Origin of the sequence: Streptomyces sp. NPDC048462, from assembly GCF_043200175.1 — a bacterium.
Lineage (GTDB): Bacteria > Actinomycetota > Actinomycetes > Streptomycetales > Streptomycetaceae > Streptomyces.
The window spans coordinates 1-24044 of record NZ_JBICXG010000049.1; the positions used below are offsets into that span (position 1 = coordinate 1).

The 24044-nt window shown below is 68.3% G+C and carries 21 protein-coding genes and 1 pseudogene; 11 read left to right on the top strand and 11 right to left on the bottom strand.

The window, feature by feature from the left end:
• Positions 1–497 precede the first annotated feature (497 nt).
• Positions 498–1490, bottom strand: coding sequence for an Lrp/AsnC family transcriptional regulator (locus ACGFU6_RS38245; protein ID WP_393617170.1), 993 nt, complete (start codon positions 1488–1490; stop codon positions 498–500).
• A gap of 190 nt (positions 1491–1680) precedes the next feature.
• Here ACGFU6_RS38245 and ACGFU6_RS38250 point away from each other — a divergent pair, with 190 nt between their 5' ends.
• Positions 1681–2055, top strand: coding sequence for a VOC family protein (locus ACGFU6_RS38250; RefSeq protein WP_393617171.1), 375 nt, complete (start codon positions 1681–1683; stop codon positions 2053–2055).
• Between the two features lie 31 nt (positions 2056–2086).
• Positions 2087–2740 carry a hypothetical protein gene (locus ACGFU6_RS38255; RefSeq protein ID WP_393617172.1) on the top strand — a complete coding sequence of 218 codons (654 nt, stop codon included), beginning with the start codon at positions 2087–2089 and terminating at the stop codon, positions 2738–2740.
• Here the strand turns inward: ACGFU6_RS38255 and ACGFU6_RS38260 are convergent.
• The 8 genes from ACGFU6_RS38260 to ACGFU6_RS38295 all read right to left on the bottom strand — a co-directional run bounded on the left by ACGFU6_RS38260 (position 2693) and on the right by ACGFU6_RS38295 (position 10067).
• Positions 2693–3229 (bottom strand): hypothetical protein, encoded by a 537-nt coding sequence (locus ACGFU6_RS38260; protein ID WP_393617173.1) that lies wholly within the window; start codon positions 3227–3229, stop codon positions 2693–2695. The genes ACGFU6_RS38255 and ACGFU6_RS38260 overlap by 48 nt on opposite strands.
• Positions 3230–3386: 157 nt before the next feature.
• Positions 3387–3971, bottom strand: a complete 585-nt coding sequence (locus tag ACGFU6_RS38265; protein ID WP_393617174.1) for a DoxX family protein — start codon at positions 3969–3971, stop codon at positions 3387–3389.
• A 161-nt stretch (positions 3972–4132) separates the two neighbouring features.
• Entirely contained in the window at positions 4133–4450 is a 318-nt protein-coding gene (locus tag ACGFU6_RS38270; protein WP_393617175.1) for a hypothetical protein, read from the bottom strand.
• Positions 4451–4622: 172 nt separating this feature from the next.
• Positions 4623–5012: a DUF6009 family protein gene (locus ACGFU6_RS38275; RefSeq protein WP_123531875.1), complete on the bottom strand. Its 390-nt coding sequence runs from the start codon at positions 5010–5012 to the stop codon at positions 4623–4625.
• 151 nt (positions 5013–5163) lie between these two features.
• Positions 5164–6711 (bottom strand): phage/plasmid primase, P4 family, encoded by a 1548-nt coding sequence (locus tag ACGFU6_RS38280; RefSeq protein ID WP_393617176.1) that lies wholly within the window; start codon positions 6709–6711, stop codon positions 5164–5166.
• Complete coding sequence (locus ACGFU6_RS38285; protein ID WP_393617177.1) at positions 6708–7793, bottom strand: bifunctional DNA primase/polymerase; 1086 nt, start codon at positions 7791–7793, stop codon at positions 6708–6710. The genes ACGFU6_RS38280 and ACGFU6_RS38285 overlap by 4 nt, the downstream gene beginning before the upstream one ends.
• Before the next feature lie 724 nt (positions 7794–8517).
• Positions 8518–9144: a hypothetical protein gene (locus ACGFU6_RS38290; RefSeq protein ID WP_393617178.1), complete on the bottom strand. Its 627-nt coding sequence runs from the start codon at positions 9142–9144 to the stop codon at positions 8518–8520.
• Positions 9141–10067, bottom strand: a complete 927-nt coding sequence (locus tag ACGFU6_RS38295) for a ParA family protein (protein WP_123531869.1) — start codon at positions 10065–10067, stop codon at positions 9141–9143. The genes ACGFU6_RS38290 and ACGFU6_RS38295 overlap by 4 nt, the downstream gene beginning before the upstream one ends.
• 3394 nt (positions 10068–13461) lie before the next feature.
• Here ACGFU6_RS38295 and metF point away from each other — a divergent pair.
• The 7 genes and pseudogenes from metF (at position 13462) to ACGFU6_RS38330 (ending at position 20520) form a co-directional block, all read left to right on the top strand.
• Positions 13462–14367: a methylenetetrahydrofolate reductase [NAD(P)H] gene (gene metF, locus ACGFU6_RS38300; RefSeq protein WP_393617179.1), complete on the top strand. Its 906-nt coding sequence runs from the start codon at positions 13462–13464 to the stop codon at positions 14365–14367.
• Between the two features lie 32 nt (positions 14368–14399).
• Positions 14400–14546 carry a hypothetical protein gene (locus ACGFU6_RS38305; protein ID WP_393617180.1) on the top strand — a complete coding sequence of 49 codons (147 nt, stop codon included), beginning with the start codon at positions 14400–14402 and terminating at the stop codon, positions 14544–14546.
• A gap of 285 nt (positions 14547–14831) precedes the next feature.
• Positions 14832–15077 (top strand): annotated as a pseudogene (locus tag ACGFU6_RS38310) (MerR family transcriptional regulator); the annotation flags it as partial.
• 466 nt (positions 15078–15543) lie between these two features.
• Positions 15544–16656: a bifunctional DNA primase/polymerase gene (locus ACGFU6_RS38315; RefSeq protein ID WP_393617181.1), complete on the top strand. Its 1113-nt coding sequence runs from the start codon at positions 15544–15546 to the stop codon at positions 16654–16656.
• Positions 16653–18167 (top strand): phage/plasmid primase, P4 family, encoded by a 1515-nt coding sequence (locus tag ACGFU6_RS38320; RefSeq protein ID WP_393617182.1) that lies wholly within the window; start codon positions 16653–16655, stop codon positions 18165–18167. Before ACGFU6_RS38315 ends, ACGFU6_RS38320 begins: the two co-directional genes overlap by 4 nt.
• Complete coding sequence (locus ACGFU6_RS38325; protein WP_393617183.1) at positions 18164–18565, top strand: DUF6009 family protein; 402 nt, start codon at positions 18164–18166, stop codon at positions 18563–18565. Before ACGFU6_RS38320 ends, ACGFU6_RS38325 begins: the two co-directional genes overlap by 4 nt.
• A 422-nt stretch (positions 18566–18987) precedes the next feature.
• Positions 18988–20520 (top strand): FAD-dependent monooxygenase, encoded by a 1533-nt coding sequence (locus tag ACGFU6_RS38330; RefSeq protein ID WP_393617184.1) that lies wholly within the window; start codon positions 18988–18990, stop codon positions 20518–20520.
• Between the two features lie 59 nt (positions 20521–20579).
• On the opposite strand, the gene ACGFU6_RS38335 is transcribed toward ACGFU6_RS38330, so the two are convergent.
• The gene (locus ACGFU6_RS38335; protein WP_393617185.1) at positions 20580–21248 is read right to left on the bottom strand and encodes a ScbR family autoregulator-binding transcription factor; all 669 of its coding nucleotides are present in this window, start codon (positions 21246–21248) and stop codon (positions 20580–20582) included.
• Positions 21249–21464: 216 nt separating this feature from the next.
• Here ACGFU6_RS38335 and ACGFU6_RS38340 point away from each other — a divergent pair, with 216 nt between their 5' ends.
• Positions 21465–22361, top strand: coding sequence for an NAD(P)H-binding protein (locus tag ACGFU6_RS38340; RefSeq protein ID WP_393617186.1), 897 nt, complete (start codon positions 21465–21467; stop codon positions 22359–22361).
• Here ACGFU6_RS38340 and ACGFU6_RS38345 read toward each other — a convergent pair.
• Entirely contained in the window at positions 22347–23345 is a 999-nt protein-coding gene (locus tag ACGFU6_RS38345) for a ScbA/BarX family gamma-butyrolactone biosynthesis protein (RefSeq protein ID WP_393617187.1), read from the bottom strand. The genes ACGFU6_RS38340 and ACGFU6_RS38345 overlap by 15 nt on opposite strands.
• A 244-nt stretch (positions 23346–23589) precedes the next feature.
• On the opposite strand from ACGFU6_RS38345, the gene ACGFU6_RS38350 reads away from it, so the two are divergent.
• A complete protein-coding gene (locus ACGFU6_RS38350) occupies positions 23590–23805 on the top strand; it encodes an acyl-CoA carboxylase subunit epsilon (protein ID WP_393617188.1) in 216 nt (71 codons plus the stop codon).
• Positions 23806–24044: the final 239 nt, after the last annotated feature.

Genomic DNA, 24044 nt, shown 5'->3' on the forward strand with positions numbered 1-24044 from the left:
CGCGCGGTCTCCTCCGGAGACACGACGCGACGGCCCTACGGGCCGTCAAGATGCAGGGTGCTCCGCACCCAACCACAAGGGTGCTCCGCACCCTTGGCCGCCTTCGGCGTCCTGGGGCATCGTCACCTTCGGTGCCGATGCTCGGGCCTTCGGCCCGTGGCTAGCTGGATGGGAGAGCGGGGGCCTGTTTTTGGTTGCGATGTGTGCCGGTTTTCTGATGTCTCGTCATAGTGTCCATCGGGTGCCGGCCTCAACTCCTGGGACGTCCCAGGAGTACCTGACGGGTCGTTAATTGGTCTAACCCATTTTTGTCCCCGGAAAGGGTCGGGAACGCTCGTGGCGGCTCGTCAGGTCCACGAAGACGAAACGCAAAAAAGCCCTCCACGAGAAAGACCTCTGTACCTACGAAATGAACGCTGCCACGAAAGCCCCGGGGAATCGCTGTGCCAAGGGCGGCTTCGAGGTGGTCCACGCGGACATCACGAAGGCTGCGTCCATCAGGCGCCTCGGCGCCGTACGAGCAGCGGGCCGGCGCGTTTGCTCCTGCGGCCGGTGAGCGCGGTCTCGACATGGCGGATTCCCTCCAGCCCTCCCAGCCGGGCCGTCAGGTACTCGTGCAAAGCGGCTGCACCGGTGAGTTCGAGGATGGCGAGTACGTTGGTCGGCCCGGTCGTCGTGGCGGCGAAGGCGACCTCACCGTGGGTCGAGAGCTGCTTCCCGGCCTCGGCCAACCGGGCCGGTTCGACGTCCAGCCAGCAGATCGCCTCGACAGTGCGGCCGTATAGCCGGGGGTCGATCTCGACCTCGAACAGCAGCAGACCGCTCTCGATGAACTCGCTGACACGGCGCCGCACCGTGGATTCCGGCGTGGCTGTCAGGTCTGCCAGGGCCGCGATGCTCGTTCGGGCGTCCTCGGCGAGCAGGTGCAGCAGTCGGCGGTCCTCCGGAGTCGGGGTGAACCGCTCGTTGATCTCATTGAACGAGGCTGCTTCCGGGGCCAGTTCCGTCTTCTCCTCCGAGGTCAGCGCTCCGAGGCGGCCAGCCCAGCCGCCCACTCCGGCCACCGGGGCGAGCAGGCATTGCGCGGTCAGGGAGGAGATGTTCCGTCGGCGGCCAAGCTGGTCGAAGACGGTGCCGGGTCCGTCGATGCCCGCCGGGCCGGCCTGGATGATGCAGGTCAGCTCCGTGCCCGGGGCCAGCGAGGCGATCCAGGAGGTGTCCTGGCGGCCGGCAAGCGCGGCGCCGACCGACTCGATCACTTCGGGCGTCGAGCGCATCCGGACGAACCAGTCGAGGTGGCCGAGGTGCCGCGCGTCGGAGATGCCGACGACGCGGAGCGCGAGACAGGAGCGCAGGCGCTGGTAGCGCCGGGCCACCGTGCGCTCACCGAGGTCCAGGACTGCCGCGATGCGGCTGAACGAGGCCCGGCCGTCGACCTGGAGCGCGTGAATGATCCGCCGGTCGGTCGCATCGATCGTGACGTGATCCACCGCCCTGGTCCTCTCTATGGAACTGTTCCACCGATCCAGGCCGATGTTACGTCCGAAAAATGACCGGGGACCGAGGCTGAGAGCAGTCCCGCAGCGCGGTCCCCCGCATACGCCGTACTCACCTCCGCGCCCGCAAGTCCCGCTCACCCGGCGCACTCAGCTCAGCCGCCAGTCCAGTCGAGGAGAGAGCATGCTCACCGTCCTGCCCATCCGTTACGTCGCCGACCTCGAGGCGTCCCGCAGGTTCTGCGCCGGACTCGACCTGGTCTTCCGGCCCGAGGCCAGCGTGCCCGTCTGGGCGTACCTCGATGCCGGGGCCGGTGCCGTCGGTATCCACGATGCGGCCGTCTCCAAGGGCCGTCCGGCCGGGACGGTGGGCCTCGGGTTTTCCACGGCCGAGAAGCTGGAGGACGTCGCGGCGCGGCTCGGGGCCGCCGGGTACACGTACGAGCTCGTGGACGAGGACTTCGGGCGCAGCGTTCGCGTCACCGACCCGGAGGGTGTCGTCATCCAGATCCAGGAGATCGACGCCGAGACCGTACGGCGTTCGCAGTCGCTGCTGTGACGCACCCGCCGCTCATGCCGGGAGGAGCACCATGGAACCCCTGATCACCCTGGTCGTCGTGGCCGGCTTCACCCTTGCGGTGAACGCCCTGTGGCTCCGCCGCGCCCGAAGCCTCGAACTCGCCCTGCGCGCGGGGCTCTGCGCGATGTTCCTGCTGACGGGAACCGTCCACTTCGTCGGCATGCGCGCGGAGCTCATCGTCATGGTGCCGAGCGGGCTGCCCCGGCCAGAACTGCTCGTCACGGCAAGCGGTGTGCTCGAACTCGCTGGGGCGCTAGGCGTGTTGGCTCCGCGTCTCGTCCCCTGGGCGGGGCTCGGGCTGAGCGCTCTCCTCGTAGCCGTGTTCCCCGCCAACGTGGCGTGGGCGCTCTCCGAGCCGGCCCTTCCGTGGTGGGACCAGCTGCTCCCCCGCACCGTCACACAGGTGCTGTTCCTGGCGGCGACACTTACCCTGGTCCGGCTGACGTGGTGCCGGCCGATACGGCGCGGTGGCCTGTCATGTCAGAGCCGTAGTGTCGCTCCCGGCCAGGCTGGTCCGCCGCAGCACCGCCCGGATCACAGCCGTCGTCACCCTCGAACTCGCCGCCTGACCAAGATGGCAGAGGCTCAATGCAACAACCGGGCCCAGTTTCCGGGATCAGTACCCCTGGCCGACCAGGAAGGAGTCGAAGTCGAGGGCGAATGAGCGGGCTTCGGCCACGTGGCCCTCGTTGGCCCCGTCGACCAGCGCGAAGATGCAGATGCCCTGCCGGGTCCGTACCACCCACATGCTCCGGTCCCCCTCGCGAAGCAGCACCAGGTCGAGTTCGGTTCCGGTCACCGCATCCGTGACCTGCTCCAGGCTTTCACGGCGCCACACGACCTCGCCGAGGCGGAGGAGCGGAGGAGACGCGTTTTCTTCGCCGACTGTCCACAGAGCATCGAGGCGGGACGGGTCGAAAGCGTCTGAACCCGGTTGTGCACCGGTCCCCCCGGCAGGGTCGAAGTGCGGTCGGCCGTTCTCGCCTTCGCGGCCGGCCACGGCGAAAAATCCCGATTCGGCCGAGTAGACCGCCGCTGCCCGTACGGCGGGGCGTTCTTCACCGAGGGCGAAGTGGGTTGTGAGTACATCGGCCCATTGCTCCGTCACAGGAGACATCGGTAGTGACCTTCCGTCGGCGTCGCTGCGGTTCACAGGCCCGTTCGGTTGACGGACCTGCCGGGGTCGCCGCTGGGCGGGCCCGTTGGGCGGCCCACCACTGCGGCATAGCCTCTCCTGCCCGTCAATGCGCAGATCAGACGGGGTGGGCGGAAGACCAGCCATAAGCTACTGCTTCCGCCCGTCCCGCCTCCTACTGGCCGGGCAGCATCGCGCGTGCGGACTCGGCGGCGGAGCTCACTGCCCGTCCGGCGCCGCCCGCGACGTCGGACGCGCTTGCGCCCACCGTTTCGATCGCCGAGTGCAGCTGTCCGCCCGCCTTGGCCGTGGCTCTGCGGGCCCTCTTCCTGCTGGTGTGCGCCGCTGTGCGGGCACGGTAGGCCGCCGACGGTTTGCCGTGGGTATCGGCAGCGGCGAGCAGTAGCGCGCCGAACAGGCCGACGCGCCGGGCGAAGTGGAACTGTTGGTCCCTACGCAGTTCCGGGTCCTTCTCCTTCCACCACGCGTGCTCGGCAAGGGTGGTCGGCACGAGGCTCGCGGCAAGGACGAGTGAGGCGGAACGGGGGAAACGGCCCAGCGCGAGCGCTCCGCCCGCGACGATCTGGACGGCGGCGTTGAGCCGGACCAGTCTCAGCGGGTCGTCAACGGTGACGCCGAACTGCTGTGCCCGGGAGGCGGTGCCGGTCGCGAGAGGGCGTGGGCTGCGCAGCGCGTGCCCCGCCTCGGCGATGAACGGGGTGGCCAGCAGAGGGCGGGCGATTCTTCTCAGTACAGCCATGCGTCTTCGTCTGCCCGTGGAAACAAGCGGCATACGCGGTCATACGGCATCGACTTCCAGGAAGTACGGGCGGACGTGCCCTCGTGTGTGGGTGCCCTTCTTAACCTCGGACTTTCATAAGGAATCCGATGACGGCGTGGGCCGTCCCACACGTGCGCGGTTCAGGCAGCCGGGGCGGACGCGGCGGCAACAGCGGTGGGCCTTGACCCGGCCGGTACCAGGAAGTCGCGGTACTCGCTGACCTCGCCCTGCGCGTCGAAGCGAAACTCCGCAATCAGGCCACGTGCGACGGGGCCGTCCGGGAGCGTGATGCGGGCGGTCACCCGGTCGTTCTCCGCGACCAGCGACTCGTAGCGCGCTCCGTTGTGGCCGGCGGCGAGCAGGGCTCGGGCCAGTGCCTTGTTGCGCTCCTGGACGGCCTGCATGCTCAGCAGCCGGGACAGGGCTCCGCACACGGAGTCATGTGGTGTTGCGTCCATTCCAGGACCTCCCGTCCCTGCGGCGCACCACCGCGGGCACCGCTCCCCGACCGTGTCACACGAGGGTCGAGTGCCGATCCAGCACCGGTACAACCCCGGCAACGCTCGTCCCGGAGTGTCCCCGTGATCCGCCGTGCCGGTCGCGGGGACACATCCGGGTGGATGCGGCGGCTCAGGAGCCGGCCGGGACTATCTCCGCCGTGCCCTGCGATCGGCTGGTCTTCTCCCCTACCTCGCCCGGTGCGACCGTGCGCGGGTCGACCGCCTCGAGGGGCGAGCCGACCTTGTAGGGGCACTCGGGGTCGTCGGGCCGGTTGGGGCGGTCGTGCGGCAGCAGGTAGAACGTACGGCGGGCGAACAGTCCGCTGTCGGCGCTTCGGGGCGCCTTCGGGGCGAGGTTCGTGTAGCCGATGAGACGGCCGTCACGCTCGTACCGTGGCTTGCCCTTGCGCGTGTTGACCTTGTCCAGGGCCTGACGGACGTAGTCGAGGCCCTTCGGGTCCTCGAGCCACACGATCTCGACCTCCTGGGCAACATCGCCTTCCTGGGGCAGCGCGCTCATCGGCCCTCCTGCGTGTGGGTGGCCGCGGGTCGGCCTGGCGGTGTGTCGTTCAAAGAGCTCGTGCCCGGTCCGGCGGTGCGGAACCGTCCGGGGCAACCGCCCCTATCGTACGGTCGCCCGGCAAGACCGGGCAGGGCGCATGACGCTGCTGTCATCGAGCGCCCCCTTCATAGGCGCCGTCGGGAAGCAGCGCGAGACCCGGGTAGAGCTTGGTCGCGTTATTCTTGATCATTTCTGCGGGTGAGGCCAGACCCAGTTCCTGACGGATGCGGCCGGCGAAGGCGCGCGGCGTGGAGGAGCGGATGCCCTCGTCCGAACACCATCGGCCGTAGGCCTCGTACAGCAGCTTCTGTTCGACGCGCAGATCGCGGTCTCCCTCGCCCTTGGTGCAGCGTTCGGTGAGGAAGCGTCCGATGTGGTCCTCGGTGGTCTCGTACGCGGCTGTCGCGACCCGTACGGATGCGGGACCGGTGAGCGGGTCCCGGGTGGCCAGGTAGCGCTGGGCGCCTTCGATGAGCCACTGCAGAATGCCGGGGCCCTCGTCGGCGACGAGTTCGGCGGCGAGGTTGTCGATCTTCCGCTCGTCGGGAACGCGCCGTTCGAAGGGGATGATGCGCATGCGGCGCCAGAACGCGTGACCGCCCGTGCCGACCTCCGGGCGGTGGTTGCCGAGCAGCCAGAGTTTGTGGGTGGGCGTGAAGGTGAAGAAGTTCTGCCGCATGCGGCGGGCTGTGATGGTGTCGCCGCCGGTGAGGAGCTTGACCCGGGCCTCGTTGAACTTGTCGTTGGGCTTGAGCTCGCTGCACACCACAATGCGCCGGCCGTGCAGTTCGGTCAGCTCGGTGGAGTGTTCGGTGAACTTGCCCTTCTCCATGAGGAATCCGGGTGGGGCGGCGTTCGCGTAGTCCCCCAGGATCTGGGTCATGACCTCCAGGAGCACGGACTTGCCGTTCGCGCCGGAGCCGTACAGGAACGGCAGCACCTGGGCGCCGACGTCGCCGGTGATGGAGTAGCCGAGCAGCAGGTGCAGGAAGCGCGTGGTCTCCAAGCCCTGGTCGTCGTCGCCGAAGGTGTCGCGCAGAAAGCTGTCCCACCTCGGGACCGGCGTCTTGAGCGGGGCGACGGTGGTGGCGCGCGAGTGCATGTCGGTGAGCGGGTTGGGCTTGCGCAGCAGTCCGGTGCGCAGGTCCACCACTCCGGAGGGGGTGCACAGGGCGTACATGTCGCCGTCGAGGACGTCGGGGTTCAGGCGCAGGCTCGGGGCTGCCTGCGCCTGGAACAGGAGGGCCTTGACTCCGGCGGTCGACTCCGAGTGGCGGCGGTGTCCGGCAAGTTGACGGTCCGCGAAGCGGCCGGTCGGGTCGTGGTCGGCGTACTGCTCGGCCATCTCTCCCGCAGCCCAGACAGCGGCCTCCTCGCCGCCGGTGAGTTTCCACCGGTACCTGTCCCAGGAGTGCCAGCCCATCCCGATGACGTACCGGAACCGGTCCCGGTACAGGCGCGCGAACAGTTTCGCGTTGCCACGGTCGGTGAGGGCGGTCGGCAGTAGCCAGGCGGGCTCCGCGGGGTGTTGGGCGGGTGCCTCGTTCTGCTGGGCCGGGAGGGTGGGCTGCGGCAGGTCCAGATCGAGATCGAGGCTCTGCTGATGAATCTGCCTGGCTGCGGCTTCGGCATCGAAGCGTACGGGCTCGACGCTCATGAGCTTCCTCGCGGGTGGAGCGGGCGCTGGGCGCCGGCGGACAGGGCGGATTCGATGACCATGAGATTGCGGCGTTCCTGGTGCGGTCGGGCGGTACGGGCAGTCTCCGCCAGCAGGCTGCGCGCATCGGCCCCGGACAGGTGACCGCCTTCGACGAGGCCACCCGCGGTGTAGGCGGCCCGGTTGAGTTTCTCGGTGAAGCTCGCTCCTTCGCTGACGGTTCGGCAGGCGGTGACCTCCGCGAGCAGCGGCTCCAGGAGGCGTTCTGCCGCCTTTGTGGCGGGCCGTGAGCGGCGCATGGGGGCCGGGACTCCTGCTGGGGGGCGGGAGGGGCTGACGGCGCCTGGGACGTGCCCGGTGCGCTTCAGCTCGGCCGCCAGCCAGGCGGGGAGCAGGGCCGGTTCCCGGACAGCGCTCACGGGGGCGTAGTCGCCTGCGGTGGTTCTGACCCCGGGGGCCACGATGTAGCCGTTGTCGGAGCGGACGTCGACCTGCCAGGCCAGGGCTGTCCTCGGGCTGGAGCCGGTGGACGAGCGGTAGCGGGTCGCCGGGTGCGGGTTGCGGTACCAGATGTGCAGTCCGCCGGACGGGGTCCGCACGCGCAGGGTGGTCTCGTCGGCCGCCGGGTCCTGCTCGCCGCGCAGGGCGGCGAGCAGCGCCAGCGTGTCGAAGCCCGTGGCAAGGCCCGCCAGGTCCACGTGCGGGCCGATCGGGATGCCGGGCAGTAGTCGGGCCCTCTCGGGCACTTGGGCCGCGTGGGCGTCGACATCCAGGATCACCAGGTCGGCGGGGCCGCACGAAACGCCCACTCCGAAGCGGGGCTGCGCGTTCCACCAGGCGTCGATGAGCCCGGGGGCCGTGGTTGCCGCGTGGAAGCCGTGGCACCAACGGCCCGCGTTTTTGCACGGGCAGGTCGCCGGGGCGTGGTGCTCTTTGCAGTCGGCGCAGTTGGCGGGCGGCGTCTTCTGTGCCGGGGCGAGCGGGTGTACCGGCCAGCCGGCTCGGGCGCACCAGTGCGCGATCGTGTGCCCGTCCGCCGGCCGCGAGGCAGCCGGCGGGGTGGCCGAGGCGTGGTCGGGCAACTTTTGGTCCTTGTCGGGCTCTTCGCGTGCGGGTCTTGTCCCTCGCCTTCACAAACCCTCGCGCCAACGGGACTACGGGACTGAAGGGACTGAGCTTTCGAGTCAGCCGAGACAGAGCGTAGCCCACCCCAGAGGGGTGCAGGGGAGGGAGAACCGCGTGTCGCGGAAAATGAGTCCCGTCAGTCCCGTGCTGCCGCCCGAGGGGTCGGCGCCTCGCGTTTCGTTCAGTCCCGTGAGGGGCTGAACGCTTCAGTCCCGTTCAGTAAAAGTGCAGGTCAGAGAAGTATCCCGCAAAAGGACGGGACTGACGGGGCTGGACCTCGTAGTTATCAGCTACAGAGAAAAAAGATGTCATGCGCGTGCGTACGCGTGTTCCTATATTTTCTTACACAGCTGATAACTACGAGGTCCAGCCCCGTCAGTCCCGTTGTTCTTCAGGAAAACGCCCTGACCTGCACTTTTGTGCGGGGCTGAACCGCGGGGCTGAACGGGGTTGGAGGCTCCGGTCCCGTTCAGCCCCGCGATGCCATGTACCGGGACGCGGTTCTTCTTCGAGTACGACTCGACTGCCCCAGACCCCTCCGAAAGGCCGGCCGGGAGGGGCCGGAGAGACCTTCTCTCCGGCCCGCCGCCGTGAGCCCCCTGGAGGGGCTAGGACGCAGCTGTGCGCCGCATACCCCGGGTCTCCGGGGTGCGGCGCACAGACGGACGGTGGAGCGCCTTCTCAGGCGTCCCTGCGTCCGGGGAGGTACTGGTCGAGGACGACCGCCAGGAACTTGGTGTGGTCAGGAAGCCCGGCCTCGGTCACCAGGCCGTCGATGACGGCACGCTGAGCCCTCGTCGGCTTGTACTGCAGCTGCACTGGACCGAGGCCCCGCAGGTCCGTGTTGTTCGTCGCCACGGCGAAGAGCTTGGACTGGAACTTGGGCGCCCGCCGTGCCTCCTCGACGACCTGCGTGAGCCCCTTCTCGACGGCGTCCTCCACAGCGAGGAACACGATCTGCGTATGGGTCAGGTCGCTCTGCTTGCGCAGCTTGCGGAAGCGGTTGGCCACGTTCGTCGACACGTAGAAGCCGACAGGCTTGGCGGTGTCGGCGTCGGAGACCGGCGCTGCGGGCTCCTCGACGAGCTCCTGGGTGGGCCGAGGCACCACAGGAGGCCGCGGGACGGCCAGCCCCGGCTGGGCGGCCGGTACGGCCTGCGCCGCAGGGCTGGATGGGGCCGCCGCCCAGCCGGCGAGCGCGCCGGACGGGGCAGCAGCCCCACCGGTGAACAGGTTGCCGACACCCTCGTCCGACATGCCCTGCTCGTCGTCCTGGTCGGAGGTCTTCTTGTTCTTCGGCGGTGTCATGCCGCGGCATCCTTCCTGAGCTCCAGAGCCCTGGCGAACATCTCTTCGGTGAATCCTTCGTAGTCCGAGTCGAGCCCCACCACGGTCTCGGGAACCGAGCGATCGCCTGCCACACGCTGATCCGCCAACTCGTGTACGAGAAGGCCTCGTTTCCGTACCAACCGAGCTACCGACTCGGTGTGGCCGATGAGGTGCTTGAACATGTGGGCTTCCTCGCCCAGCACCTTCTGCACCTGGCGCCGCACGTCGGCGTGGATGCTGCTGTAGTTCCGCCCGGTGTCGAACAGCAGTACGCCGAGCAGCGCGATGTGCGGATTGATGTGGCTGACGAACTTGACGTAGGAGAACTCCAGGCCGATCTGCGCGAGGCCGTCCTCAGCGCCACCGTCACTCTTGACCGGGATGACCAGCCACCGGGCGGCGGAGAGGGCGAGGCGCTGGAGCGACGGGTTCTCCGGCGGGGTGTCGAGAATGATGATCTGGTACCGGTGCGCGATCGGCAGCAGACACATCAGCAGCCGCAGATACGCGTGCGGGCCTTCCTTGGCCAGAAGCGTGTGGAAGAAGATGCCGAACTCGTCGCCGAGGGCCGGCCCGCCCAGGACGACGTCGAGGTTCTCCCGCACGTTCTCGACCGGAGTGAGGGGCGCGCCGGTACGCAGCGCCTCGATGAGCCCCGCTCCCCCATCGTTCCAATCGGCCCGCTTGTACCCGAGCTCGCGCGCGATGTTGCCCTGGGCGTTGCAGTCGATGATGAGCGTGCGCAGTCCGCTGCGAGCGGCCTTGCCCGCAGCATTCGCGGAGACGGAGGACTTACCGACGCCTCCCTTGCCGTTGCCGAACATGAAGATGTGCGACAACGACTCCCAGGGGATGCCGGCGAGCTGCGTGTCAGTGGCAGGCGCTTCGAAGGGACTGGCCATGGATCCTCTCACTCTTGGTAGGGCCCGCAATCCGGGTGCGAAACGCCCTTTTTGCTCTGGTACTGATGGTCAGGACTTCGCTCAGAACGATTCTGCGCTCCGATGCAGCCTCGAAGGGGGTCAGGTAGGTCCCTGAACCTGCCGATCGGGGCGCCAGATCGGTTATCCGGCCCCGTTGTCCCAGCTCATCGGCATACCTCGGGATGGCAGAACAATAAGTGTCGCTGCGTGTTCTGAGGTCGCAGCCACCGCTGTTCTTCACGCGTGATACCTCGCAGTTTGGTGAGTTGACTGCCCAGCGAAGCGGCCAAGAGAGATCTCCATGTGGACAGTTACCTCCTGAAAGGGTGCGCGAAAGGGAGGAGCACAAGTTATCACGAAGATCAACGTCTTAGCTGCCCGCCACACGAACGAATCAGCATCTCGGCACAGGTACGGGCAGACATGGCCGCTTGCGTGGCACATCAGTAGTCGGCTGGCTTTGCCATCGACCTGTACACCTGGTTCCGTGCTTGGCTGCACGCTTGCCCGCCAAGCGGCCTCCACGCGTGCTTATGGGCCCAGTTGTATACGGGTGGACAGGCAAAGGCGCACGCTGGTCTGCACTCCGGCTGATCGTCCCGCATGCCGGGTAACCGCACCGCCAACAAGCGAGCAATCCGTGTGACGGGCACCCCTGCCGATGAGGCTGCGCACGCAGAACCCTGTCGACAGTCCGGCAGGCAAAGAGGCCCGCACGTCTACAGTGAAGCCTGCGTGCTGTCGTGCTTGCGAGGAGGCACGCGATGGTATGTGCCTACAGGCTCCACGTCGGACCCACACACCTGCCGTCGAGCCAACATGCAGGCGACCTGACGCTCCAGTGGACAGGCAGACCGGGTACCGGGCGTAGCAGTCATCAGGCAGGCCTGATGACAACCGAGCATTCTTACGGACATGACTGCCTCTTGTCAGGGTCACATGGGTGCCCGCTACCCCACCCACCCGCACAGCTGCCTGTCTCCGTATAGGGAGGCAGACCTACTGTCTTGCCTGAGCATGGGCCCGCACTCCAGTCTTCCCACGTATTAAGTGGCTGACTACTGAACCGACCCTCGGTTCCGCTTGCACAGCTACAGGGGGACGGGCAGTTACACCTGCAGCTGTGCAGACCGCTCTGCGTATGGATGGGCAGGCCAGCATATCTACCCACGTATCTGCAGGCAGGGCAATTGGTCGACGCACCACCGGAGTGACATGCCGTATCGCATGCGTACCCGCCTGTGAACCAGCTGGCAAACAGGTCACCTTGTCCGCGTGGATGCAGGTGATGATGAAGGTGAGAGCAAGTGCCTTCAAAGAGGCGGTGAGCAGGGTATGGAGAGCTACCTACACCCACGTGCCTCTGAAACCCTTGGTGCACGCTCCTGCCGAAGCTAGGGGCAAGGCTGTTTTTCATGCCCCAACTCCTATGTGTCAACAAGCTTGCGCCAATGTTTGCAGTGTTGTTTGTTTGCCCAGCTCAGAGGCTCTTTTCACGTTTCTGCTCTGCATACTAGCGCCATTATTTCTCCTTGCTCCGCAACCTTCCGATCCGGTATAGCCGAAGCGGATGGTGGATGGCTGATGCTCTCGGTCTTGCCGGAGAAAGCGCGGCAGAGGCCTCTCGCAGAGACCGGAAGGCGACAGCCAGCAGATGGTGTGCGCTGATTCTGACTACCTCCAGCAGGGGTTGACGTGCTGGAGTGGCAACACCGGTTAGTGGTGATGAGAGGCGGTGAGGTGTGGGCGTATGTCAGATCCCGGCTCCTGTGACCCGGGTGCCGGATGGCCGCAGTGAAAGCGCACCTCGTCAGTCGGCTCAAGCGGTCTGGCGTCGCTGGGGAGGATCCTGACCGGGTGGCTGGGCTTCGGTAGAGCGAGCCTGGTGCTCGGTGTGGTGACGAGGCATGGTTACCGTGCCTGTTTGGGCGGAAGGCAGGGAAGGTATCCGCGCGGGAGGGGGAGGGTAGATCAGCAGAGGACGGTTCGTTACGGTCGCTCGCAGTCAGCTCAGTACTGGGCACGTGTCTGATGCCGGCTCTCTGGTGTCCGGCCCGTTGAGGGAACAGGGGGCGGGGATTACCTGGGAGTCGCTCACAGCCTGTTTCGGGCTGAATATTTCTTGATCACCTGTCCTTCCGGTACGGATCAGAACCTCCGGACCGTCCGCGGAGAAGGAACCAGAACGCCTCTGTCCGCTTCCGGATGCTCTCCTTTCGGAGTCCCAGGCATGTGACCGGGCTTGTCGTATCGGCACTCCGGGAGCGTCGATACGACAAGCCAAGGAGATGGCTCCATGTGTTCCGGCGATGCCCAGGTTCGTCCGGAGTTTCGCTTGCGAAGCCGTCTGCAGGCCGCGCGAGAAGGGCGGCTGCCCGCCGGGCTCGACACCGCCCCGGGGCTCAAAGTCCGTCTACTGCGGGCCAAATCAGCGCTCGTGGGGCAGAGGCCTACGGGGCTCCCTACCGAGGAACGTGCCGTACACCAGGGGAGATGCCAGTCGATCCCGCACCCGGATGCGAGTGCAACGGTGCGGCCGGCCACCGACAGGGCGGCAGATGGCAGACGGCCCGCGCGCCGTGCCTCTCGTCGCTGCCGGGACCGCCGTGACCACCCGTCGGCATACCGCGAGCGCCGCCTCGGCCTCCGCCTCCGTGCTGCCGCCGACGACACGCATCCGGCCACATCCCGCGGCGAGCACAACAGCTGGCCCCGCGCGGGGGAGTCGGGCGGCAGCAGGAACCCGGACAGCACGGCCCGGCCCACGCCGCCACTTGCGCGGAGCCGCGGATTCCCTTGGTGTCCAGGGGCCCGCACCACCCGGCAGGGAATCTGGGCCGGTCCTCGAAACGGCGGCCGCCGCCCTCGGACCGCCACCGATGGGGAGCTGTCGGGGCGCCGCATCCTGTGGCAGCCGAGGCACCTCCCGGTGGCGGGGCGTGTCCCCCTGCGCGGGGAGAAGGCCGGTTCGGCAAGGAGCGTCATGGACCGGTGGGGGAGGGGAGCTCCGGCCCGGGGCCGGGACCTGCGGGAGAGAGCGTCCGCCGGTACGGGGGCCGTAAGGGGCCGCCGGAGCCCGTAAAACCTGATTCTCGCGCGACGGCGGCTTCCGGGAGAACGGCTCTCACAGAAGCCATGCAGCTACGTGCCTACCTGGGGCGCGGGTATGCCCCGCTGAGAGCTGAGAGAGCTGCCCGGGGCCTGAGGGAGGAACGGCAGGGGCAGCGGGCCGTGGCGGGCCGGAGCCCTACACCCGCATTCCAGCGTTGCGCGAAGGATCCTCGTGCGCGGGGCCGCATGGTGGAGGATCCGAGCAATCGAAGGAGTCCCGTGCGTATGGCGGTGACCGCAACCATCGAGGTCAGGGGCCGACATGACGACGCTGCGTGAGACCCTCGCCCGGCCCGCTGCCTCGTTCTCCTTCGAGTTCTTCCCAGCGAGGACCCCGGCCGGGATGCGCGCTCTGTGGCAGGCGATCCGCCAGGTCGAGCGCCTCGCACCGGACTTCGTCTCCGTCACGTACGGGGCGGGCGGCTCCTCGCGGGAGCGAACCATCGAGGTGACCAAGCGGATCGTCGTGGAGACGACGATGCGCCCGGTCGCCCATCTCACCGCGGTCGGCCACTCGGTGGCAGAGCTGCGCCACATCATCGGCCAGTACGCCGACGCGGGTGTGCGTGACGTCCTCGTCGTACGTGGGGATCCGCCCGGCGATCCGAACGCACCGTGGATCCCGCACCCCGACGGTTTCCGGTACGCCCATGAACTGGTCTCGCTCGTCCGGGAGCTCGGCGACTTCAGCATCGGGGTGGCCGCCTTCCCCGAACGGCATCCTCGCTCGTGCGACTGGGAGAGCGACATCAGGCACTTCGTCGCCAAGTGCCGGGCGGGCGCCGACTATGCCCTCACCCAGATGTTCTTCCAGGTCGAGGACTATCTGCGGCTGCGTGACCGGGTGGCCGCAGCGGGCTGCGGCATCCCGATCATCCCGGAGATCATGCCGGCCACCGACGCCCGCCAGATCAGCCGCTTCGCCGAACTGAGCGGCGCGGCGTTCCCCGAGGACCTGGCACACCACCTGAACGCCGCCCGCGAGGACCCGGCGCTGGGGTACCGCATCGGCGTCGAGTACGCCACCGCCATGGCCGAGCGGCTACTGGCCGAAGGCGCCCCGGGGGTGCACTACATCACGCTCAACCGATCGACGGCGGCGCTTGAGATCCACCGTGCCGTGACCGGTTCGAGGAGTGTCCGGCGAGTGGAGATGCTCCATCGCTGACACTTCACCGACCTGCTGAGACGGAGGACCACGTGCAGGACATCAAGGAACAGGACATCGGATTCGGATTCGTTCACGAGGCAGTGGACTTCTGCCCGGGGTCGATCCCGCCGCTGCGGCTCGCGGGCATCGACGAGGATGACATCGCCGAGCCGCACGTCGTACGTGGTATCGACTGACACCTGAACCGGACCTGGGTCACGGGCCGGGCGGGGGGCATCGCTGACGGGCACGACGAACTTGTTCGGCAGCGGCTGGGGTCTCTGAGTCAGGGTTCCGGAAGCTGGCAGGCGGAGCGACCGAAGCGACTCTGAACCCGGGTTGGGGCTCCCGCGCGGCGTGCCGGGGGCCAGGGCTCACCGTATCCAGCGGCGGCCTTCTGCTGTTCCTCCTGGGACTGCTGCTGCAGCTACTGCTTGCTCTCCGGGTTGAGGCCGCTCGTCGGCCTCGGCGCCTGCAGCGCGCCGGCGCTGGTCCCGTGGGACTGCGCTGACGGCCTGTTCGAGGCGTACTGGCGCAGAGCGGGGGCGTACCTGGAGGAGTACGTCCGTCGTGCGATGTCGGTGTGGACGAGGGGCGGTCCCGACGCCGGGCAGCGGGCGGTGCGAAGCCTCCGCGGCGACCTCGACTCCGGCCTGTGGGCTGAGCGCAACAGCGACCTGGCCCACCTCGACACGGCAGACCTCGGCCTCCGCCTGCTCATCGCTTGAATCGGCAACGGTGGTCCGGGCCCGAGCCGCGGCGCGCCCCTGGAGCCCAGCGACCGAAGCCCAGCGACCGAAGAACTTCTTGGTCGCTCGCTCAGCTTTCAGAAAACCGCAGGTCAAGGCAGGTTCACAGGAGGGAAAGCGACTGAAGCGACCCAAGGGTCGGGTATATAAAGACATTCGCGTGTGTGCGTGTGCGTTATATATAGATGCGTTGAGTCGCTTCAGTCGCTGTTCTGGGTATTGCACCCTTCTGACCTGCAGATTTTCAGAGCTACTGGAGCAGCGACCAAAACGCCCCGGGTCGCTGATGTTCGGACGCTTCGGTCGCTGATGGCTTCTCTGGCGGGCTGGTGGCCCTGTCCTCCGACACGATGACCCCGTTTCCTGCCCGGAGAACCCTCGGCCGCCGGTGCTTCGATAACCTATGTTCGTCGTTGAGTCGCTTTGGTCGCTGATGGGGGTGCGCATGGCTCATGAGCTGGACGTTTCAAGCAGCGACCCAGGGCAGCCCGGGGCCTTGCCCGTAGCGGGGCCGCCGAGTATTGCGCTTGCCAGGTGGTGTGCGAGCCGGGGCTGGCCGGTTCATCCGCTGGCTCCGGGACGCAAGACGCCGACGGCGAACTGCGAGGCGTGCCGGCAGCCCGGCCACGTTCGCAACGGGTGTGCCTGTCTCCTGGCCGGGCGTTGGTGTCATGGCTTCCACGCGGCCACTCTGGACTTCGCCCGCATCGAGGAGTGGTGGTCCGGCCGTCCCGGTCTCGGGGTCGGGGTCGCCTGTGGACCCGCCAACCTCGTGGTCATCGACATCGACGCGCACGGCCAGCCCCCTCCGGACCGGGACCGACTGCTTCCGGGCATCCCGATCCCGCGCAGCGTGGATCTGAGCGGACTGGCCAACGGATTCCACACGCTGGGCGTACTGGCCGCTCTGCGGGGCGAGGTGAGCCCGGCGGACGACGAAACGACCCTGCGTGTACGTACCCCGTCCGGAGGCCTCCACGTGTGGTACCGCGCCCATGGCAGCCACCGCTGGCAGTGCTCCACCGGGTCCAGCAGCCCCCGGGCCCTGGCCTGGCAGGTCGATGTCCGGGCCCATGGTGGGTACATCGTCGCCCCGGGCACCACCACAACCGCCGGGTCCTACACGCCGGTCGGTCCGACCCGCGAGCCCGCGGCTCTCCCGAGCTGGCTGGCACAGGAGCTCGCGCGCACCGGGCACCTTCCGCCCGCTCACGTCCCCGCCCCGCGGCCTGTTCCGCCCCGGGCGCGTCAGGCGGTCATCGCGGCGGGCGGAGGCCGTGACGCGTCCGGAGGGGCCCTTTCCAGGGTCCTGAGCGAGGTGACGGCCTGTGCGGCTGTCCCGGAAGGCGCCGCCTTCTCCGCAAAGCTCAACCGGGCCGCGTACACCGCCGGGGGGCTGGTCGCCGGCGGCCACCTCTCCGAGCCCGAGGCCGAGCAGGCGTTGAGAGAGGCCGCCGAGCAGGCCCGCCCCGGTCAGGACCGCCGTTACGGAGCCATCATCCGCAGTGGCCTCGACGCCGGTCTGCTGCGCCCGCTGTTCCTGGGAGGCCGGGCGTGATCTCCGGGGACGACAACGCCCTTTTCGACGCGCAGGCGGTCGCCGCGCAGATCCTCGCGCAGGCCCCCGTATCGCTGCCCGCGCAGGGAGGCGAAGCCGCGGCGGACCAGCCTCCGGCCGGTGAGGCGACAGCGGCGGGGCTGCTGCCGGACACCCTCACCGACCGAGGCAACGCCAAACTGTTCGTCAAGCTGTACGCCAACGACTACCGGCACGTCCCGGGCCTCGGCTGGTACCGCTGGGACAGCACCCGCTGGCAGATCGACGAGGACGACACGGTGATCTGGGCCGCGGGAGACCTGGCCGAGAGCATCGCCGTCACCGATCCGCGCGGAGTGTTCACCGGCGCCGCGCTGCACCGGCACCGCAGCCGCGCCCTGAGCACCAGCGGCATGAACGCGATGCTCACGCAGGCCAAGGCCGCCCCCGGCATGGTGCTCAACGCCGCGCGGCTGGACGCCGATCCGTATGCGCTGTGCACCCCGGCCGGCATCGTCGATCTGCGCACGGGGCTGATCCGGAAGCCCGACCCGGACAAGGACTTCCACTCCCGTTCCACCAGTGCGGCACCGCAGTCCGTGGCGACGCCGCGCTGGCACCGGTTCCTCACCGACACCTTCGGTGAGGATGCCGACGGCGCGGAGATGGTCGATTTTCTGCACCTGCTGCTCGGCTACTCCATCACCGGAGATGTCGGCGGCCAGGTCATGCCCTTCCTCTTCGGCTCCGGCAAGAACGGCAAGTCGGTCCTGCTCGACGTCCTGATGAAGCTGCTCGGCGACTACGCCGACGCTGCCCCGCCCGGCTTCCTGATGGCCCGTCCCTACGAGGGGCACCCCACCGACCTGGCCGAACTGCACGGCCGGCGGGTCATCGTGTGCAGCGAGGTCAAGCCCGGGGACAAGTTCGACGAGGCCAGGGTCAAGCTCCTGACCGGTGGCGACCGCATCAAGGCACGTCGCATGAGGCAGGACTTCTTCAGTTTCGAGCCGACGCACAAGCTGTGGCTGCTGGGCAACCATCGTCCCGAGGTCGGCACCGGCGGCTTCGCGTTCTGGCGGCGCATGCGGCTCATCCCGTTCGAACGTGTCGTCTCCGACGACCGCAAGATCGACAACCTGGCGGACATCCTCGTCACGGAGGAGGGGCCGGGCATCCTGAACTGGCTCATCGAGGGTGCCCGTCGGTACCTGACCGGTGAGAAGGTCCTGACCGGCCCCGAACGGGTTCGCATCGCCACGACCGCCTACGCCGAGACCGAGGACCACACAGGGCGCTTCATCAGCGAATCCTGTCGGGTCGACGGGGGTCTGAGAGTGGAACAAGCCACGCTCTACGCGGCCTATAAGTCCTGGTGTCACAATGAGGGTGCCCCGGCTGTTTCGTCCCGAGCTTTTGCGGCCAGGGTTCGTGAAGCGGTCGGGCTGGCATCCCCCAAGGAGATGATCCTGTCCAACCAGCGGAAGTACTACCCGGGCATTGGACTGTTCGCTGATCAGGAGACAGCATGAGCGCCCTCATCGCAGAGGACGAGATCAGCCACGAAGTCGACTTCGTCTGGCTCGAGGACATCGGTGATCTCGACTACGTACGACAGAGCCTCGACCGGTTGCCGACCCGCCGGGGGAAGCCTGCCTACCACCGGGACGGCCGCATGGTCGGGTACACCTTGCTGGGGCCGCAGGCCAAGCCGTCGCGCTCGTCCGGTACGTTCCGCCGCCGGGTCTTCTGGCTGCTTCCGCACGACCGTGACAGCGCCCCTGACGGTCTGTACGCCACCGGAGCGCCCGCCGAGGGCGTGGACCCGCGCACGCTGATGCCGGGACACAAGGGGCGCAAGACCGCCCGTTCCGAGGGCAGGCCCCCTTCCCTGGCGGTACAGGAAACAGGCAAGCCCCTCCCGCTGTAAGCGGCAGGCCCTGGGCCCGTGTGCCGGGTAGCCGGGCCCAGGAGAGGTCTGCGCGCCGGCACGGGCGTCCGGGCATTGTGTTCCAGGTGTTCCGGCCCGTGTTCCGGCCGGTGAGCTCAGTAACCAGCGCATCGAGGGAAACAGACCGATACGCTGCTTCGTCGGTGCTCCTCACGCCCCTCCGTTATCGGATATGCCCCATTCCTCTCGCCCCGTGAGCCGATCCGGTCTCCTCCGTTGAAGTTCCTGCTCCGGGCCGCAGGCGGAAGGCCGTTGCAAAGAACCGTCCAACCGGTATATTTCTCGGCGGAGAGGTGTTCGCGAGAAGAACGGGGCGAAGCCCTCTCCTGCGTTTCCGTATGTGGTCCGTTGATGACCAGGGGCGTGGGGACGCTCCGGGCGCAAAGAGGGGGAGGCCCAGGATGACTGGCCGGATATCTGCACAGGTGATGGTGGTCGGGGGAGGACCGGTCGGCATGCTGGTCGCGGCGCAGCTGGCCGCGCAGGATGTGGACACGGTGATCCTCGAATCCGAGGCCGCCACCTCGGAGAGACCCAAGGCCACCACCCTTCACGCCAGAGCGGTTCAGTGTCTGGCCCGGCGTGGCTACTTCTTCGCACCGGCGCCCCTGCCCTCCGGCCGGACAGCCACCATGCCCTTCCACTTCGCCGGCATCCCGGGCCTGTCCATCACGGCCCCGGAGGCGGAGCCCGATCCGATCCTGAAGTGTCCCCAGGCTGAACTCGAACGGCTCTTCGAGAGCAGGGCGCGGTCCAACGGTGCGCGGGTACTGCGCGAGCACCGGGTGACGGAGATGGTGCAGGACTGCGACGGGGTACAGGTCACCGCGGAGACCCCGCAGGGGCGTCGGACGTTCGCCGTCGCGTACGTGGTGGGGGCGGACGGTGCCCGAAGCACCGTACGGGAGATGGCGGGAATCGCCTCCGACGTCAGCCCGCCGACCATGTCCGCGATGATGGGCCTGGTCCGTATCCCGGACGATCAGGCGATCCCGGTGGGCTGGCACCGCACGCCCAGGGGCTGGCTCATAGCCAAGAAGGGCGCCGACGGCCACACCCTCGTCCACACGCTCGCCTGCGGAGATGGCTCTTCCAGCCGGCATGTGCCGCTCACCCTGGACGAGTTGAGCGGTCAGGTGTCGTGGATCGTCGGACACCCGATCACGATGACCGCCCCCCGCTGGCTCAGCCGGTTCAGCGACTTCACCCGGCTCGCCCGGACGTACCGTGCCGGACGCTTCTTCCTGGCCGGGGACGCCGCGCACGTGCATTTCCCGATCGGCGGGCAGGGCCTGAGCACCGGCGTGCTGGACGCCCTCAATCTGAGCTGGAAACTCGGCCTCGTGGTGCGGGGCGCCGCGGCCGACGGACTGCTCGACACCTACGGCCTGGAGCGTCGGCCCGCTGCTCAGAGGGTCATCGACAACACCCGTGCCCAGGTCGCCCTGATGGGCCCCGGCACCGAACTGGACTCGCTGCGGACGCTGCTCACCGGGCTCCTGGAGTCAGGCAGGGGCAATGCCTTCCTCAGCGGGATGATCAGTGCCCAGGACACCGTGCTCCCCGCGAGCCCGCGCAATCGGTCCCCGCAGGAAGGAACCTTTCTGCCTAACGTCGAACTGACCACCGCCGAGGGCCCGTCGGACCTGATCGGGCTGCTGGGGGAGGGCGGTGAACCGCTCCTGCTGCTCTTCGGCGAGGGAGGCAGCCGCTACGCGGACACGGCGCGGGCCTGGGAGCAGTCCCTGCGTGTGGTCCATTGCCTGCCGACGCGCTCCGTGCCCTTCTCGGCGGTACTGGTGCGGCCCGACGGGTATGTCGCCTGGGCGTCGGACGGTGGCGGGCCACTGGCCGACGCACTGGCGGCGTTCTTCGGGATGGACGCGAGCCGGGGGCCGGTGGCGGCCCCCGGCCGGGAGAGCGTGCCGGCCTAGGGCCTCTCGTTTGGATCGTGCCGGGCTCGCGGTGTCCGGCACGATCCAAACGAAAGACCCTAGCCGACCGGGACGACGGCCTCCTCGTCGACGACCCCGGTCAGCTCGGTGAAGACCGCCACGCCTCGGGTGCGTGAGATGTCCACCGAGGCGAGGACGGACGCGAGCACCACATTGGGCAGCAGATGACGCAGCAGGGAGCAGACCCGCTCGGCGAGGTCCTGGTACTTGCTGAGCGCCTGCGACATCGCCTGGACGCCGGCGAAACAGCCCACCAGGACGTCGGAGGTCTCCCTGGGCACCACGTGCGGGAGGAGCTCTCCCTGGGCCTGCGCCTGGTCGAGGAGCCCTCTCAGGACCTCGCCCCAGTTCAGGAAGGGGCCGCTGCGGTCGAGGTCGTGCGCCTGCTGGTCCAGGGACAGCCGCACGCCGGCGCGGACCATGGGGTCCGTCTGCAGGCGGTAGGCGTGCAGCATGATGACGTCCACGAGCTCCTGCGTCTTGCAGGCGTGTTCGGGGACCCCCAGGCGCTGTTCCTGCTCGCTGAGCACCCCCTGGGCCAGTTCTTCCTTGGACTGGAAGTGGAAGTACAGGGCCCCCTTGGTGACTTGCGCCTCGCTCAGTATCTCGGCGATCGTGGCTGCCTGGTAACCGTGCTTTTCGAACACGTTTGCCGCTGCCGACAGGATCGTCTGACGTGTACGGATGGCTCGATCCTGCTTCGCCACTCTCGCCTCCTCCATTTACATGACTACTGCATCGAAGACACCGTAGCGCATGAAAAAAACCGGCTAGTATGTATCTTACAGTGGTCGGCGCCCACAGCGAATGGGGGGAGAGCATGATCGACTCACATCGCGGAACCGGAGCCACCTCGAACCCTGGCGCGGCGGTCTGCTTCCCCGGCACTGTCGGGAGGCCGGGTCGGAGAGGGAAGGTGCCCGATGATTCTGGTGACAGGTGCGACAGGGACGGTCGGCCGGGAAGTGGTGCGTTCCTTCCCGCCCGGCGTGCCGCTGCGTCTCATGAGCAGGAACCCCGCAGGTGTCACGGTCACGCGGCCCGGGGTGGAGGCAGTGGCCGGGGACTACGCCAGCACCGACTCGCTGACCCCGGCGCTGCGCGGGGTGCGTAAGGCTTTCCTCGTCACGAGCCGGGTCGCCGGTGACGAAGGCGCCGTCTTTCTCCGGGCGGCGCGGGCGGCAGGCGTGCGTCACGTCGTGGCGCTGTCCGCGGCCTCGGTCACCGATGCGCGGGCGGATGACCTGATCACCCGTTGGCAGCGTGCCAATGAGGAACTCCTGCGGCACTCCGGGATGGCCTGGACCCTGCTGCGGCCTCGTTCGTTCATGTCCAACTGCCTGTCGTGGGCGGGGAGGGTCCGCTCGGAGCGCGTCGTGCGGGCTCTGTACGGGACATCGCTGAACGCGTGTGTCGACCCGCGCGACATCGCCGAGGTGGCGGTGCGGGCGCTCACCGAGGACGGACACGAGGGCGCGGCCCACACGCTGACCGGGCCGGAGGCGATCAGCGCGGCCGAACAGACACGGTTGCTCGCCCAGTTGCTCGGGGTGTCGCTGCGATTCGAGGAACTGGCGCCGGAGGAAGCGCGCGCGGCACTGCTGCGCCGCCACCCGCCCGAACTGGCGGACGCGTTGCTGAGCAGTGCGCGGCGGCAGCGGGACGGGGCCAAGGCAGCCGTGGGAAGCGGGGTCCGCGAGGTGACGGGGCGGCCCGCCCGGTCGTTCGCCCAGTGGGCCGCGGACCATGCCGATGCCTTCGCCCCGAGGCGGCCTCATGAGGGCGAAGACATCGGCACGAGCGGATCAGCTCTCCGGTGACAGGGTCTTCACCGTGGAGGTGAACACCAGGTCCCCGTCCTGGTGGGCGGTCACCAGCACCGACTTCTCGACGCCGGCCGTACCGGGCAGGTGCTGCGCCTGGATCATGCAGGGCGTGTCCAGTTCGGCGTACCGGTGGAACTCGCTCACGATGCCGACGGGCAGCATCGAGGAGCTGTCGAGGGCCGCTGCCGCCGCCTGACGGGCTGCCTCCAGGAGCACCATCCCCGGAACGTGGTCGACCGGGTGGTCGAAGAGGACGTGGTGGCGGGTGTCGGCTCTCAACTGCCAGCGGTTCGTCTCCCCGACGGGGGAGAGCACCACGTCGATGGGCGACATGCGTCCCACTCTCTGGGGCGAGGCGGGGGCCATGAGAGGGAGCCGGGGCCGGCCCTCGGCGGTGCAGCGGTCTCCCCGGAGCCTGCGGTACACCGCCGGTGTGGTGCAGGTGAAGGCGCCGCCTCCCCGCACGGCCGGCTTCCCGTCGCGGTGGATCACCGCTTCGTAGCGCAGTCCGGTCAGGGCGCTGCCGCGCCGCTTGACCTCGGTGCAGGTGACGTCGATGTCGAGTGATGCGGGTGTGCCGCCGATGAGCACCTGGTCGGGCTCGACGGCGTACTCGAGGTCCCACATCAGGAACTGGTGGCCGAATGGAACACCGAACTCCGCGTGGGCGAGGAGCGAGCCCACCTGACGTATCGTCTCGGCCGCCAGCAGCGGGTCGTGGTGTGCGCCGATGGGGCTGAAGAAGCTGTGCCCGCGGGGCCACTGGGCCGTCACCTTGAAGTGCACGTCGTCCTCGCGCTTCCAGTCGGTGAGCATGACTTCGGCGACGGCGGCCCGGTGCACGAACTCCTTGGGGACCGTGGTCGTCAGCGACGGGAAGCGGAACAGGGGAGGCGCGATCGACGGAGCTGACCGGCTGTCCCGTGCAGATGACTCGTTCGTGAGCGGGTGAGCAAGCTGGATCGTTGCAGCAGTCATTTTTCCCCCAAAACAACGGTAACGAAAACCGGTGAGCCCCTCGCGGGACACCAAAGATACATACCAACCGGTTTAATTTCTAGCGCTCTTTGGTGCTCCGTAGAAGCGAAACCGCGAGCTCCGCTTGCGAGTGTGATGCTGCCTTCACATCTCGTCCCCGGCCGGGGGGTGACCCCCGCGATCGCCGCTCGACCGCCACTCCAGTTTGTTGCTCCAGGGTTTCCTGACGAGGAAGGAGGCCTTCATGAGTGGATTCCGCCTTGACGCAGCCGGGGTGGCACGAGTGGAGCGCGGTAGGGCGAACCAGGACGAACTGAGCGCGCTCAACGAGGCTCTGCTCTCGGTGCTCGCGCGCAACCGGGTCGTGGTCCCCGCGCGCAGGAGTGGTGTGGAGGGTCGCCCGGTCGTGTGGCCGCGCTGGGAACAGGCCCCGTACAGGGCGCCGCAGAGCTGGCGTTAGTGCCACTGGAGGCGCGTTCTCGCAGCCAGACAGCCCGTAGGCAGAAAACCGCTTAGGTGGTTTGTTATGCTTGGTTCAATGCCGAGAGGCACCATCGAGAGGGGCTGTGGCATGTCGGTGGGGAGGCCCGCCGGGGCCGGTGGACCGAGCGATACCCGTGGCCGTGTGGCCGAACTGCTGGCGCTGCGTGAGCAGGCGCGGCGTGGGCCGAGTGACCGGGCGACCGAGGCGCAGCACGC